The organism is Aliihoeflea sp., from assembly GCF_052435475.1.
In the GTDB taxonomy this organism is placed as follows: Bacteria; Pseudomonadota; Alphaproteobacteria; order Rhizobiales; family Rhizobiaceae; genus Aliihoeflea.
Window position 1 is genome coordinate 171,277 of the sequence record NZ_JBQVMV010000001.1, and the last position, 14,861, is coordinate 186,137.

The following is a 14,861-nucleotide window of genomic DNA, read 5'->3' on the forward strand; positions in this document are numbered from 1 at the left end:
TGGGGAGATTATTCTCGTCATCGACACCGCGTGATCTCCCCCCTCGCGGGGGAGATGTCCGGCAGGACAGAGGGGGGCGCGACAGGGCTCCACCTTCGAGGTGAACAGAAATGACCGCCCACCTCTACAAATACCTCGACGAAATGACCCCCTGGGACGACCGGCTCCAGGTGCTCGAATGCCTGCGCGTCGTCGACGAAGCGCCCGACGTCAAGACCTTCACCTTCCGCTCAGACAGCCAGACCTGGTTCCGCTACCAGCCCGGCCAGTTCATCACGCTCGAACTCCCGGCTGCGCCAGATCCGCTGATGCGGACCTACACGCTCTCGTCCAGCCCTTCGCGGCCCTTCTCCATCGCCGTCACGGTCAAGGCGCAAAAGGATTCGCTCGGCACCCGCTGGATGTTCGATCACCTGCGGCCCGGCGACCACATTCGCGCCTTCGGCCCTTCCGGCACTTTCTCTCTGCACAACCACCCGGCGGCGAAATACCTCTTCATCTCGGCCGGTTCAGGCATCACGCCCATGATGTCCATGCTGCGCTGGCTGAACGATTTCACCCCACAGACCGATGTCGCCTTCGTCAACTGCGCACGCCGGCCGGAAGAGATCATCTTTCGCAAGGAACTCGAGCTTTTGGGTGCGCAAATGCCCGGCCTGTCGCTGGGCTTCCTGATCGAGGAGCGGTCGAGCCGCGAAAGCTGGTTCGGCCATATGGGCCGCATCGACGCGGTGCGTTTGCCCCTGCTGGCGCCGGATTTCCGCGAGCGTGAGATCTTCTGCTGCGGCCCCGATCCTTTCATGCGCGCGGTGCGCGAGATGCTGGAATTGGCCGGTTTCGACATGGCGCACTATCACCAGGAAAGCTTCGGCGCGCCGGCGATCGAGCGTATCCAGGCGCCGTTCGAGGAGGAGATCGCCGCCGAACCGCCGGCCGATGCCCAGCCGGTGCGCTTCACGCTCTCCGATGTCGAGGCGCCGTGCCTGCCCGGCCAGACCGTCCTCCAAACAGCCCGCGCAGCCGGCATCCGCATCCCGGCAGCCTGCGAGTTCGGCCTTTGCGGCACCTGCAAGACGATGAAGATTTCCGGCGAGGTGGAGATGAGCCACAATGGCGGCATTCTCGATCACGAGATCGAGGAAGGCTACATCCTCGCTTGCTGCTCGCGCCCGCTCGGCCCCGTCACGGTGGAGGCGTAGGATGGGTCAGGCACGCCAGTTCGGCCTGACGCCGTCACCCGCGCGTCCCGCACTCGTCCCGCGCCGGCAACCGGAGCCTGAAGAAGTCTTTCTCGCCTGGCTGATGTGGCTCCCCGCCGACGCCGACCGGCAGCAGGCCGCCGCCCGGGAGGTCAGCCGCATCGATGCGAGCGACGCGACAGGCGAGGGGCCGACGAAGCTGCGCGCCCTCTTCGCCGACCTCGCCGCCGGCTGATCAGCCCCGCGCCTCGGCCAGCGCAGCGAGCAGTTCGCGCTCGAAGATGTCGATCTCGGCTTCCGGCCCGACGGAAACGCGGATGCAGCGGTCGAGCCCCGGCGCCATCGGCTTGCGCACGAATACGTCGCGCGAAATCAGCGCCTGCATGACCTTCAGCGCGAAGGGACCGTCGCCGCCGCAGTCGATGGCGACGAAATTCGTGGCGGATGGGATCGACGCGAGGCCGTTATCGGCGGCGATCTTCGTCAGGCGATCCCGGCACGCGGCAACCTGCGCGATGACGCTTTGCAGGTAGTTTTCATCATCCAGCGCCGCCGAGGCGGCCACCTGCGCCATGCGCGTCATGCCGAAATGGTTGCGCACCTTCTCGAAGGCGTTGATGGTCGTCGCCTCGCCGATCGCATAGCCGCAGCGCAGGCCGGCGAGCCCGTAAGCCTTTGAAAAGGTGCGCATCCGCAATACGTTCGGCCGCGTCACGTCGAGCGCCGGCAAGGTGCCCGCAGGCGCCGTCTCGCCATAGGCTTCGTCCAGCACCAGCATCGTCGTTTCCGGCAGCTCGTCGATGAAACGCTGGATGTCAGCCGCGGGCCACCAAGTGCCCATCGGATTGTCGGGATTGGCCAGATAGACCAGCGGGGCGTTTTCGTGTTGCACGGCGTCGAGGAGCGCCGAAAGGCTCTCGCGGTCGTCCTCGTAAGGCACGGTGACGAGGCGCGCGCCGAACCCGGCGACATGGTAGTTGAAGGTCGGATAGGCGCCGAGCGAGGTGACGACGGAGGCGTTTTTATCGGCCCAAAGTCGCACGATCAGCCCCAAAAGCCCGTCAATACCTTCGCCAATGACGATGTTTTGGGCTGAAACTTCGTGCTTTTCAGCCAGCTTGTTGCGCAATTCGGCACTTTCCGGGTCGCCATACATCCACATTTCGCCGGCCGCATCCGCGATGGCAGCCTGCACTTTCGGCGACGGACCGAACCCGCTTTCATTGGCCCCGATTCGTGCCTTGAAGGCCTTTCCGCGCGCCCGTTCCTGCGCTTCGGGCCCCACGAACGGAACGGTGGCGGGCAGCGTTTCGGCGAGCGGCGTGAGGTGAGGGCGGATCATGTGGCGGGCTCCTGAATCTGTGCCGTCGCACTACTCCCCAACATGTTGAATGACAACAAAAAAGGCCCGCCGAGATGTCTCGGCGGGCCAGGTCTGGGAGGTGCAGGCTAAGAAATCAGCGACCGCCGCCGAACTGTCCACCGGCGAACATCTCGCGAACCGAGTTGAACGAGGTGTCGAAGGACACCGATGCCACGAAGTATTCGCGGTTGAAATCGGAGTCGTGGTAGCGGACGTCGAAGGTGACCAGGTCAGCGTAAGTGTAGGAGAGGCCGACGTTCCAGTCGACTTCTTCACCACCCTGAAACTGCCGGCCGATGCCGCCCGACAAGGTGAAGTCGTAGGGCAGTTCGACAGCCGCGGTGGCAACGCCGTACGTCGCGTCGCTCTCGAAGTCATGGTAGAGTTCGAGACCTGCCGAGAACTCGTCGGTGAACTGGTAGCTCGGCTTGATATAGGCTTCGCCGCAGCACTCGCCGGTCTCGTCGTAGAAGTAGTGGACGTAGCCGATGTCGACCGTCAGATTGCCGAAGGTCGGGCGGATACCGCCGTAAACGTCGATCTCGACGTTGTCCGGATCGGCATTGATGCCGGAAACGCCCGATGCCCAGACGCCGACATACGCCCAATCGTAGGAAGCCTCGACATAGCCCTGCAATGTCGGGCCGTCGGTGTAGGCGACGCCGCGCGAGACATAGCGCGAGGTGAAGGTCGCGCCGAAGGCGATGTCGATCGCGGAAGCGACTTCTTCCTCGAGAACGACCGGCGCCTCATAGACGACGGCATCGGCTGCGAATGCGGGCAGGGCGGAGACGGCGGCGATTGCGATGGCTGCCGCCGAAGTACGGATCAGGTTCATTGGACCCCCAGAGAGCTGTCATGATGACATCACGCTCGCCAACCCCTCCGGTCTTCTGCGCCATGTCGCTGAGCCAACTGTGGCGCAAAACTTCGTCGGCGCAATTGCGAACAGGTGTAGGATATTGCGTTGCAGTGCCGTGTTGCGTTGCTGCAACGAAATCTGCGCACCCAGTAGGCAGAGGGGCCCTGCGTTAAGAAAACGCTAACCGATCTGCCGATCGCTTAGGCAATGTCCAGGCTGCGCGCGACCTGCCGCAACGCCGCAATTTCCCGCGCGGTCCCGGAATCATCGCTGGCATCAGGTCTCGATGATGTCTTTGCGATGGTGATTCGGCTGACTGGATCGACCAAAACCCACTGACCGTGAATGCCAACGCCGCAGAAAGAGCCGCGATCGTCGCCCACCTGATACCAGCAGGAGCGGTAGCGGCCATCGGCGAACATGTCCGCGAAATTGCCGTCGACCCATGCCTGACGATTGCCGTTGGCGAGCATGTCGTCGATCCAGCCGGCCGGTATGATCTGCTGCTCTGCCGCATTGCGCCCGCCCATGCGCACGAGATCGCCCAGCCGCGCCAGATCCTCGACGGTGATGCAGATGCCGCCTGCCGCTCGCGCCGTGCCGACCCGGTCGACGGTGACATAGGAGGCGCCGGTCATCCCCATCGGCTTCAACAGGCGCTCGGCGAGATAGTCGTGGTAGCGCCGCCCGACCGCCCATTCGATGACGAGGCCAAGAAGATCGGTGTTGGGCGAGGCGTAGTAGAAGCGCTTGCCGTGATCGCCGCTATTGCGCGCGGGCAGGGTGGCGAGGAATTCCTCCATCGTCTGAGCGACGGTATCCGCCCGCTCCGGGTTCCAGAGCATCGCGCGGCGGTAGCGATCGAAGGCGCTGTCCTTGTCCGTGTATTCCTCGTCGAAATCGAGATCGACCGTCATGTCGAGAAGATCCCGCACTCGGGCGCTGCCATAGGCGCTTGAGGCGGGCATGGGAACGTAGTCGGTGATCGGCGCGTCGGCGTCGAGCAGCCCGTCATCGACGGCGATGCCCGCGAGCATGCCCGTTACGGATTTCGAGATCGAGAAGATGACGTGCGGCCGGTTGAGGTCGGCATGGGGCGCATGCCAGTCGGCGATGACCTTGCCGTCGCGCAGCACCACGAGCGCATCGGTCCAGGAGGCACGCAGATAGTCGGGCAGATTTGTGGCGTTGCCGTCGATCTGCAAGGTGATGCCGTCGATCGCGGCGCTGCCGACCGGATCGCGCGGCCGCTCGTGCGCGGAGGTCATCATGGCAGTGGGGACGAATTCGCTGACCGACTGGAAACTCAACGTGCTGAACGGATGTTCGCGCCAATTGGCGAGCGTCACTTCGTTGCGCGAAACCTGATCGATCGTCATCTGCTTCTCCGTCCTGTGTCGCTCCGTCAAAACGCGCAACAGCCCGCCCCAGTCAAGTCGTCCGGCATTGGTCCAGGCGATCGGGCAAGTTTGCCGCGTCGCGATAAGGCGACCTTTACCTCCGGATGATAGTCACGGCGACGCGAAGTTCCGGCGCATTCGCGCGGCCGGACGGATGACGGTGTTCGGGCGGGGTGATGCGATGAGAATTTCGGTATTCGGACTTGGCTATGTCGGCACCGTCTGCGCGGCATGCCTGGCGGAGCGCGGCCACGAGGTGATCGGCTGCGACGTCAGCGAGACGAAGGTTGATCTGGTCAATGCAGGCCAGAGTCCGATCATCGAAAAGGATGTCGGCGAACTGGTCGCCTCCAACGTTGCCTCCGGCCGGTTGCGGGCAACGATGTCGACCGACGAGGCGATCGCAAATTCCGACATTTCGCTGCTGTGCGTCGGCACCCCGTCCAAGCAGAACGGTTCGCTCGATCTCGGCCATGTCGAAGCGGTCTGCGAGCAGATTGGCGCGGCTTTGAAGGCCAAAGCCGGATTTCACTCGGTCGTCATGCGCTCGACCGTCTTGCCCGGCACGCTGGAAACGCTGGCCGTGCCAGCTCTCGAGCGGAGTTCGGGCAAAAAGAACGGCGAGGGTTTCGGCGTCGCCTCAAACCCGGAATTCATGCGCGAGGGCTCGGCCGTCGCCGACTTCGACAATCCAGCCAAGACCGTGATTGGAGCCAGCGACGACGAGACCCGCGACCGGCTGAAGGCGCTCTACGAGGGCCTGCCGGGCAAACTGATTCTGACCGACCCGCGCGTCGCCGAGTTGGTGAAGTACACGGACAACACCTGGCATGCGCTGAAGGTCGCGTTCGGCAACGAAATCGGCAATGTGTGCAAGGCGGCCGGCGTCGACAGCCACGAACTGATGCAGATCTTCTTCGCCGACGACAAACTCAACATTTCCAACGCATATCTTCTGCCCGGCTTCGCCTTCGGCGGCTCGTGCCTGCCGAAAGACGTGCGCGCGATCAATGCTTTCGCGGTGGAAAAGGATGTCGAAGCGCCGCTTCTGCGTTCGCTGATCCCGTCCAACAAACAGCAGGTGGAGCGCGCGCTCGACTGGGTGCTGCGGCAGGGCAAAAAGAAGGTCGGCTTCCTGGGGTTCTCGTTCAAGGCCGGCACCGACGATTTGCGCGAAAGCCCGTATCTCGAACTGATCGAGCGCCTGATCGGCAAGGGCTGCGACGTGCGCGTCTTCGACAAGAACGTGTCGGTCGCCCGCCTCGTTGGCGCCAACAAGGCCTATTTGATGAACGCCATCCCGCATGTCACGCAATTGATGGTGGCCTCGCTGGACGAGATCGTCGACCATTCGGAGATCATCGTCGCCACCAACCGCGCACCCGAATACGAGTCGATCGTCACCGCGATGCGCCCCGAGCAGGTGCTGCTCGACATGGCGCGCCTGCCGAATGTCGCCGCCGCGACGGGTCGTGTGGACGGGATCAACTGGTAGCGCAACGACGCTGAGGTCGCTCCCCCTCTCCGTCTCGGGCTGTGCTCGAGCCACCTCTCCCCCAAAGGGGGCGAGGAAACGCAGCTACAGCGGCGGCGCTATTCCAGCTTGGGTTCCTCTCCCCCGCATTGCGGGGGAGAGGTGGCTCGGGCGAAGCCCGAGACGGAGAGGGGGTCCTTAGTACCGCGCCAGATCAAGCCGCTGGTCGATGAAGGCGCGCTTGCCTTGGCTGCCGCAGGCGAGGCAGTCCACGCGCTCCAGCTTGAACGTTAAATGACCGTCGGCCTTCGCCTCGAGCGCCGCGCGGATACGTTCGGCATCTGCCTGGGCGCCATCCTTCGCCGCCACATAGCGGATCACGGCCTTGCCCGGCTCCGACTGGACGAACTGGAATTCGCTCATGCCGCGGAAGAAGGCCGGGTCCTGCGGCGGGAAGTTCGTCGCGACGATGCGGTTGCCCGTCCTGCCAATGAAGAAACCCGGCTTGCGGCGCGGGGAGATGGCCTCGACCTTCATGCGCCAGCCATTGGCGCGCGTGCCCGGCTCGACGAGGCGCGCTCGGTCCTCGGTGTCGTAGCGGATGAACGGCATGCCGTGGGTGATGAAGCCGGTGCCGACGAGGCGGCCCTCTGCGCCAGGCTCCGTGACCGGCGCGCCATCGTCGTCGACGAGTTCGGCGAGGCCGTAGAGCGGTTCGAACTCGTAGATGTCGTCCGCGACTTCGCGGGCGAAAAGCGCTTTCTCGCTGAGGCCGTAGAACGGAGCGAAGGCGACGTCGCCGAGCGCCTTGCGGATCGTGGCGCGCTGGTGCTCGTAAAGCGGTTCGGAGATCGGCAGGATGCCTCTGATCGGCGTGCGGAATCTGCGGCCGAGCGTCAGCATGTGGCGGCAGAAGAGTTCGATCGCCGACGGATAGCCATGCAGGAAGCGGATCTGGCGCGCATCGATCAGGTCGATGTAGAGCGCGACGTCGGCCTCGCTCATCGGGAAGACGCAAAGGCGCAGTTCGTTCAGCGCCGGCTCCCATTCGAACAGGCGATCCTCTGCGCCCTTCATGCGAAAGCCCTTGAGGACACAGCGCGTCTCATCGCGCGTGTAGCCGGCACGTGTCCAGGCATCGTTGACGAAGGCGAATTCGCGCACCGAGCGATCGCGGTCGACATAGAAGGCGAAGGGCTCTTCGCCATTGGAGCCGCTGGTGCAGTTGCGCACGAGGCTTTTCGCGGGCCGGGTGAGGGCGGCTTCACCGGCGGCACGCAGGTCGCCTTTCGTCAGGATCGGCAGGCGGGCGAGGTCTTCGACTTCCACCTGCCGTACGTCGAAACTTGAACCCAATGCGACCGCAAAGCGCGCGCGGTGAAAAGGGCTCGCATGGACGGCGGTACGCGCCAGTGCACGCAGGGCCGAAGTCGTCGCCGTGGTGGAAAAGCTGGGATCGATGCGCGCATGTGCAATGTCGCGGCGCCAACGCTCATAGACCGCCCCATAGCGCATCGAGAGCGGCATCATGGAAATCAGCGGCGCGACTGACCGGCGCAGGCCGGGCGGGCTTTTCACATAGGCGCTGCGCGCGATGTCCAGCAGGCGCAAGGCCGTTCCCCCTGAAGAATGCGATCACCAATCTGTCATCGCGCGCTTAAGATTCGGCTAAGCTAGAGGAAGGCGATGCACTCTCCGATGAGCGTGTATTCGCGCGGGCGCAGGCCCCGCTTGAAGGTGGAATAGCCGGTGTTGGGGTCGAGCCCGCCAAGATCGAGCGTCGCGACGCCTTGCGATTTCATGTAGCGGATTGCCTGCCACAAGAGGTAGTTGCCGGCATTGATGGCGCGCCCGTCAGGGCCGAACCAGGCGACGAAATATTCCGCGCCGAGCCCGTAGCGAATGACCGAGATGCCGGCGACGGGCCGGCCGTCGTGGATCGCCTGCAGGATCGTGAAATCGTTGCCCGATGCGTCGCGCAGGACGCGCAGGAACCGGTCGTCGACGGCGGAGAATTCCTTGTCGCGCTTGTTCTCCTCGTGCCGCGCGATCATCCACTCGACGAGTTCGGGTTCGTTGCCGACGCGGAGTGAAATGTCGAGCTTGTCGCATTTGCGCAGCTTGTTGCGGAAGTTCGGCTGGAAGGAGCCGATGATCTCGTCTTCCGGGCGCGTCAGATCGACCTGCGCCGAAACCCAGCCGGCCTCGCCATGGATGCGAAAGCCTGCTGCTCGCATCAGGGCGAGGTTTTCGGGTGTGCTTTCGAGCGACGGCGCAACGACGAGCGCGCCCTTGCCGATGCGGCCCCAGCCGCGCTTGAGTGCCCGGTAGATGGCGAGGATGGTCTCGGACGGCGGCGCGGCGTCGAGGAAGAGCGGCCCGCGGCTGACACGCGAGAGGAGCCGCATGCCGGCGATGCGCTTTTCGAGGATTTGGGCGATCGCGACGGTCCGTCCGCCAGCCTCGAAGGCAACGCGGGTCGGGGTCCAGCCATTGGTGCGCCGCGCCTCGCCATAGGCATGGGCCTGGGTCAGGTGCGGGGCGGGAACGCCTGCCATCAGGCGCTGCCAGTCGGCGAGCGAGGCGATCGGGCGGACCGTGATCGGTTCTGATTGCGATGAAGCGGCGATCCGGGCGGGAGAGACGGTAATGTCGGTCATGCGCGGCTCCCTTGCTGCTCGACAAGACGGATTTCCGTGACGATTGGTTTGTCAGATTTGCCCCGCCAGGACAGGCGCGGGGCGGGAACCTTCGCGCCGAAGGACGGCGAGACCCAGCCGCCATCGAAGCGGTCTTCGCCGATGGCGATGTCGAAGTGTGCGTCCGGCAGTGTGAAGACTACGATCGGTGTGTCGTCCTTCGAGACGGTCGCTGTCGCGCCATCGACAAGAATGTCGAGGCCGGGCGCGAACTGGTAGACGAGTTCGACGGGTTGGGGTTTGCCTGAAACCTCGTCCTCTATGCGCAGGCCGTCTTCGGTGACGCGGACGTGCCGACGATGGGTGGCGCCGAGGCGCTTCGCGTAGCCGTCATGTTCGGCATGGAGCGTCGTATCGGATGCTTCGACCAGCAGCGCGTTGGCCTTGTGCGACCAGTTGAACGCGCCGGACATGATGCTCTGGTCGGCACCGGCGATGGTCAGCGTGTTGTGCGCGCGGGTCGAGCGGAACCAGTCCCGCCACGCGCCGCCCGAATGGTAGAGATAGGTCCCCGGATCGACGAGGACCGGCTCGCCGTCGATCGACAGCAGCACGGAAAGCGCGTCGGCGTGGCCGTGGGCGGCGATGGAGAGATAGCCGAGCGGGCCGTGGTCCATAACCAGCTTGAAGCGGACGGCGTTCACGATGCTATAGCCGCCATTGGGGAATGTAGTCAGGCCGCTCGCAGCGCTTTGCTCTCCCGCTGCCGCTTCGCCGAAGATCGCATCGCGCAGGTGCGGTTCGCTCGCCGCGACGGGCGAGGGGGTGCCGAAGAAGGCCATTGCGGCATTGGCGATGGAAGCGGGGTAGCGCGGTTCCGGTTCGCCCATGGCGATGACGCGGCCTTCGTCGTCGTCGCACAATGGAGGCGCGATCCCGTTGAACGAGGTCGCGGCGAGCCAGTTGGCGAAGGCGATCAGCCGTGCCTCGAAGACCGGGCCGAATGGCTCCCCCAGATTGCGAGCGGCAAGCGCGGCCAGAAGCGCGAACTCGATCGAGAACGCGCCATAGGTAGGCGACTGCTCGGCCGGGACGCCGTCTGGAAAAATCTGCTTTTCGATTTCGGTTTCGAGGGTCTTGCGGGCCTTCGCCGCCATCGTGTCGGCCCCCGCGAGGTCGGGCATGGCGACGCCGAGCAGGTATTCGCCGGCGGCTTCGGCGATGAGGTGATTGTTGGCGGACGAGAAACGCGAGGGAAAGCGCGCCAGCCAGAAGGCGTGCGCGGCGAGGATTTCGCGGATGCGGCGGATCGTGTCGGGCGACAGATGCGAGCCGCAGATGCTGGAGACGACGAGGAGCGAGATCGCGCGCAGGGCAAGCTCGATGCCCGAGTTCCAGACGAGCCCGCGGAATGGCGGATGGGCACGGTGCCAGCTTTCGATGGCGGCCTCGATCGCGCGGCGGGCATCGGCATCGTCGTCGAGCGCGAGCTTGGCTGCGAGCGGCTGGAGAAACTGGAGCCGGTTGAACTCCCAGACATATTTGACGTCGCCGAGGCGCGTCTCGTGGCGGTAGGCGATGTCGAAGCAATAGGCGTCCGCGCCCGGCCAGGAGAGGCCCGAGACAGGGTCCAGCCGCCAGACTTCGACCGGAAAGAGCGCATCGGCCGGTCGTTTTGGCCACTCGACGCCGAGCGCGGAAAAGCGGCCATCGAGCAGCGCCGAACAGGTGCGGTCGAGCGCTTCGCGCACGGCGGGCGATGCCTGCAGGACGACCTCGTTCAGCTCCGGGATCCGGGGGATGTCGTCGCTTTGCTGCGCAAATCGCGCCCAGCTTTCGTGCCGGCCCTTCGAGGACAGCTTGCGGCGCTTCTCGACGACCCGATGCGCGACCTCACCGGGGCTCATGTTGCGCAGGCGATTGACGTACCAGCCGAGCGACATTGGTGCCTCAGAGCCCGAAGATCTTGCGATAGGCCGCAATCAGCGCGGGCACCTGATGATCCCAGCTGAACTGGTTCTCGACGCGTGCGCGCCCGACGCGGCCCATTTCGGCGCGACGTTCCGGGTCGGCGACAAGAAGCTCGATCTGCTCGGCCATGTGGACTGGGTCGTTGGGGCGCGCATAGGTCGACGCGCTCTGCGCCGAATAGCGCCCTTCGACGACTTCGTACTGCACGATCGGCTTTTCGAAGGCCATGTATTCGAGGATCTTGTTCATGGTCGACTTGTCGTTCATCGGGTTCACCCGGTCGGGATTCACGCAGACATCCGACGTCGACAGGACCTCGAAAAGCGTCTCGTCGCTGGCCCGGCCGGTGAAGGTGACGAAGTCGTCGAGGCCCATGGCCGTCGACTGCGCCTTCAGTTCCTCCAGCGCCGGCCCGCCACCGACGAGGCAGAACTGGATGTCCGTGCGGCCCTTGTCGTGGACGAGATGGGAGACAGATTCGAGCAGCAGGTCGATGCCCTCCTGCTGACCCATGACGCCGACATAGCCGACGAGATGCGTGCGGCCTTTCTTCCAGGCCGGGTTCGGCGCAACGCGCTGCAGCTTGTCGAGATTGGGACCGGAACGCACGACATAGACGTCGTCCGGCGCCATGTTGCCGCGCTCGATGGCGATGTCGCGATAGGAATTGTTGGTCGCGATGGAAACGTCGGCGAGGCCGAAGGTCAGCCGCTCGGCGAGTACCATCAGCCGCCAGAAGAAACCGCGCTTGCCGAACTTCGCCTCGTAGAGTTCCGGGTTGATGTCGTGATGGTCGAACATGAACTTCTTGCCGAATGGCTTGAAGAGCGAGGCGACGAGGAAGATCAGGTCCGGAGGATTGCAGGCATGGATGGCGTCGAAGCCGTGCCGGCGAAGCACGCGAAACGCGAGAAACGTTTCCCAGAAGAGGGCTGCCGAATATTCCGCGAGATAGCCGAGCGCGCCATGGGCGTCGAGCGGCAGCTTGTGGCGATAGACGTGGATGCCGTCGATCGTCTCGTGCGGGGCGTCGAAACCCTTGCCGGTCGGGCAGATGACGCTGACCGTCGCACCGGCCTTCTGCAGCGTCGTCGCCTCCTGCCAGACGCGCCGGTCGAACGGCACCGGCAGGTTCTCGACGATGATGAGAATGCCTTTTCCCGTCAACGGCTTGGCGGCAAGGATTGACTCGGCGCGCTCACGCGCCTCAGCCGCGCTACGCGCCGAGGGTGTCGGCTTGGCGACGATCGTCGTCGATCGTTCCTGTCTGGGAAGAGCGGTCATGCGACCTCCTTGCGGGTCTGTTCGGTAACGCCTCGCTGGGCGATGCGCCGGAAGAGTTCGAGATAGCGGGCCGCGCCGGCGGCTTCGGAGAAGGATGCGCCGCGCTGACGCAACACTTCGCGGTCCCACGAGCGGTCGAGCGCGTCGCCGATGGCGGATGTCATCGCTGCCGGATCGCCCACCGGGACGAGCGTTCCGAAGCGGCCGCCGGCGAGGATTTCCGCGGGGCCGTGCTTGCAGTCGGTCGAAACGACCGGCGTGCCACAGGCCAGCGCCTCGGCGACGACGTTGCCGAAGCCTTCATGGCGCGAGGAGAGGACGAACAGCGAGGCGCGGGCGAGATGGGCGAATGGCGTGTCGACGAAGCCGGGCATGGCGACGTCGTCGGTGATGCCGAGGTCATGCGCCTGAACTTCGAGCGCAGGCCGCAAAGGCCCGTCGCCAAGAATGACGAGCCGCGCCGGTCGCAACTGCCGGACGCGCGCGAAAGCCGTCAGCAGCGTCGCGAAATCCTTCTGCTCGACCATGCGCCCCATGGCGACGATGGTGGGGACGCCTGTCGGATAGAGCGCCGGGTCGACCGGAGCGACCATGCGTGCTGCCAGATCGTCCGGCACGATGCCGTTGTGGATGACATCGATGCGCTCGCGCGGCAGGTGGCAACTGACGGCGAGATCGTCGGCAACGCCCGACGAGACCGCGACGATGGCGTCGGCCTGGCTGAACAGAGCCCGGTAGAGAATGGGCACCGGGCCGAACTTGGCTCCGCGCGTGTCGTTCGCCGACAGCGTGTTGTGCTGGCTGGCGACGATGCGAGTCCTTCCCGTGCGAGCGAAGCCGGCGGCGCATAGCATGATGTTGTTGTGGTCGTGCCCGGCCATGACCACGTTCGGTCGCGAGCCTCGCAGATAGCGGATGAGAGCGGGAACCGAGGCCGCCTGCCGGCGCACGCCGAGATCGACGATGCGCACGCCATGAGGCACGTCGCCCAGAAGCTCGCCGCGCCGTTCGTTGAGTGCCAGTTCGACCAGATGGCCGCGTTCGATCCACTGGCGGGCGAGGCCGAGATAAAGCCGCTCGATGCCGCCGCCTTCGAGGCTGGGGAGATAAAGCCCGATACGCATCTATACCCGCCTCAGCCGCAGATTGGTCATCAGCAACCGCGCTTCCTGCCGATGGAGAAGCGCGACGAGCGCCAGAAACGCGACCCCGCCGGCAGCGCCTGCGAGGACGAGGCGGATGAGCACCCATTCGTCGGCCGTCCACTGCCGCACGAGTGCGGTGGCGACGAAGACGCCGAGCGCGACGGCGAGGGCGCGCAGGAGATCGCCGAGCGCGATGGGCAGTCTGAGAAGGCGCGATGACATCGCGATGCTGGTCAGAAGCCCGATGCCGCAGGCTGCGAGATAGCCCCACGCCGCGCCGAGCGCCGCATAGGTCGGGATCAGATAGAGGCTGAGCGCGATGCCGATGATCGCGCCCGGCAGAAGCGACGCCGATTGCAGCCAGTTGCGCTTGTGCGCGTGGAAGACGTTGTCGAAGACGAAGACCTTGAAATTGAAGAGCACGACCGATGCGACGACGACCGGGAACACGGCAGACGCGTCGGCGTGGTAGCTTTCCGGCAGCACGAGGCCGACGATGTCCGGGCCCAGCACGATGAGAAACGCAGCCGCCGGCAGGATCAGCATGGCGATCAGATTGAGCTGCTGGACGATGAACGCGCCTGCCGCCGCGGCCCCGCGCGTATCGAAGATCGATACCATTTCCGGAAAGGCGCCCTGGTTGATGGCATTGCCGAGAATGTCGATCGGCTGGCGCGCGAGCGCGTAGGCGGCGGCGTAGACGGCGACGACGCCGGCATCGTGGAAGAGCTTCAGCAGCGGGCGCTCAATGGCGTCGAGGCCGAAGCTGATGAGCGCCAGAACGATGAGCGGCACGCCGAGCGAGAAGAGTTCGCCATAGGAAAAACGGGCCGGGCCCCGTTCGACCTTCGAATAGGCGATGCGCAGGCCCACCAAACCGCAAAGAAGCGTGCCGAGGCTCGTCGCCAGCGAGGCGGCGAGGAAGGTCGGCTCGATGAGGAGCACCGCGCTGATGGGCAAGACGATGACGCAGATGGAACGCGCGAATTCCATCATCGTATAGGTGACGCGCCGCTGCTGCATCTGGAGGATGCAAAGCGCGTGGCGCGAGACGCTGCCGGCGACGATGTAGGCCGAGACCGCCAGCGCGAATTCGCTCGCGCGCTCGGGGACGATGAGGAAGGAGGCGAGGATTGCGACGAGGATGGCGGTGAGCGACGTGCCGATGAGCACGGTCGTCGCGCGTTTCAGGCTGCCGGAAGCGATGGTGCCGGTGCCGCCGAGGCGCAGGAGCGCAATGCGCAGCCAGTTGGACACGGCCGCATCCGTCATTTCGCCGATGGCGACGACGAGCGCGAGGAGGCCGTATTCCGTCTGGCTGACGAGCCGCGTCATGACGATCAGAAGCAGGATCGCCGAAATGCGCGGCAAAAGGATTGCCGGCAGATAGATGATCGTGGATCGGATCAGCATTTGGGAGCGTGCGCCTGTTCGACTTCGGCTGCAACCTAAGCGAGACAGGGCCAAGCAATGGTGAACGTGGCCGGCTTTCAGCCAATTGGGTTACCAAGCGGTTGATCGCGG

12 protein-coding genes are annotated in these 14,861 nt (G+C 64.9%); 3 read left to right on the forward strand and 9 right to left on the reverse strand.

The window, feature by feature from the left end; translation table 11 throughout:
• Nucleotides 1-110 precede the first annotated feature (110 nt).
• Both ACT6QU_RS00865 and ACT6QU_RS00870 read left to right on the forward strand, forming a co-directional pair.
• On the forward strand, nt 111-1,199 hold the full coding sequence (locus tag ACT6QU_RS00865) for a 2Fe-2S iron-sulfur cluster-binding protein (protein WP_444564819.1): 1,089 nt from the start codon (nt 111-113) through the stop codon (nt 1,197-1,199).
• Between the two features lies 1 nt (nt 1,200).
• Complete coding sequence (locus tag ACT6QU_RS00870; RefSeq protein ID WP_444564820.1) at nt 1,201-1,434, forward strand: hypothetical protein; 234 nt, start codon at nt 1,201-1,203, stop codon at nt 1,432-1,434.
• Here ACT6QU_RS00870 and ACT6QU_RS00875 read toward each other — a convergent pair whose 3' ends face one another.
• From ACT6QU_RS00875 to ACT6QU_RS00885, 3 genes are all read right to left on the reverse strand, one after another.
• Entirely contained in the window at nt 1,435-2,541 is a 1,107-nt protein-coding gene (locus ACT6QU_RS00875; RefSeq protein WP_444564821.1) for a pyridoxal phosphate-dependent aminotransferase, read from the reverse strand.
• Nucleotides 2,542-2,656: 115 nt separating this feature from the next.
• Nucleotides 2,657-3,400 carry a TorF family putative porin gene (locus tag ACT6QU_RS00880; RefSeq protein ID WP_444564822.1) on the reverse strand — a complete coding sequence of 248 codons (744 nt, stop codon included), beginning with the start codon at nt 3,398-3,400 and terminating at the stop codon, nt 2,657-2,659.
• A gap of 224 nt (nt 3,401-3,624) precedes the next feature.
• Nucleotides 3,625-4,803 (reverse strand): serine hydrolase domain-containing protein, encoded by a 1,179-nt coding sequence (locus ACT6QU_RS00885; RefSeq protein ID WP_444564823.1) that lies wholly within the window; start codon nt 4,801-4,803, stop codon nt 3,625-3,627.
• 202 nt (nt 4,804-5,005) lie between these two features.
• Here ACT6QU_RS00885 and ACT6QU_RS00890 point away from each other — a divergent pair, with 202 nt between their 5' ends.
• The gene (locus ACT6QU_RS00890) at nt 5,006-6,319 is read left to right on the forward strand and encodes a nucleotide sugar dehydrogenase (protein WP_444564824.1); all 1,314 of its coding nucleotides are present in this window, start codon (nt 5,006-5,008) and stop codon (nt 6,317-6,319) included.
• Nucleotides 6,320-6,496: 177 nt separating this feature from the next.
• On the opposite strand, the gene ACT6QU_RS00895 is transcribed toward ACT6QU_RS00890, so the two are convergent.
• From ACT6QU_RS00895 to ACT6QU_RS00920, 6 genes are all read right to left on the reverse strand, one after another.
• Nucleotides 6,497-7,909, reverse strand: coding sequence for a hypothetical protein (locus tag ACT6QU_RS00895; protein WP_444564825.1), 1,413 nt, complete (start codon nt 7,907-7,909; stop codon nt 6,497-6,499).
• Nucleotides 7,910-7,971: 62 nt separating this feature from the next.
• Nucleotides 7,972-8,958, reverse strand: a complete 987-nt coding sequence (locus ACT6QU_RS00900; protein WP_444564826.1) for a lipid II:glycine glycyltransferase FemX — start codon at nt 8,956-8,958, stop codon at nt 7,972-7,974.
• Nucleotides 8,955-10,880, reverse strand: a complete 1,926-nt coding sequence (locus tag ACT6QU_RS00905) for an alginate lyase family protein (protein WP_444564827.1) — start codon at nt 10,878-10,880, stop codon at nt 8,955-8,957. Before ACT6QU_RS00905 ends, ACT6QU_RS00900 begins: the two co-directional genes overlap by 4 nt.
• A gap of 7 nt (nt 10,881-10,887) precedes the next feature.
• Complete coding sequence (locus ACT6QU_RS00910) at nt 10,888-12,192, reverse strand: glycosyltransferase family 4 protein (RefSeq protein ID WP_444564828.1); 1,305 nt, start codon at nt 12,190-12,192, stop codon at nt 10,888-10,890.
• Nucleotides 12,189-13,316, reverse strand: coding sequence for a glycosyltransferase (locus ACT6QU_RS00915; protein ID WP_444564829.1), 1,128 nt, complete (start codon nt 13,314-13,316; stop codon nt 12,189-12,191). Before ACT6QU_RS00915 ends, ACT6QU_RS00910 begins: the two co-directional genes overlap by 4 nt.
• Nucleotides 13,317-14,750 carry an oligosaccharide flippase family protein gene (locus tag ACT6QU_RS00920; protein WP_444564830.1) on the reverse strand — a complete coding sequence of 478 codons (1,434 nt, stop codon included), beginning with the start codon at nt 14,748-14,750 and terminating at the stop codon, nt 13,317-13,319.
• Between the last annotated feature and the right edge of the window lie 111 nt (nt 14,751-14,861).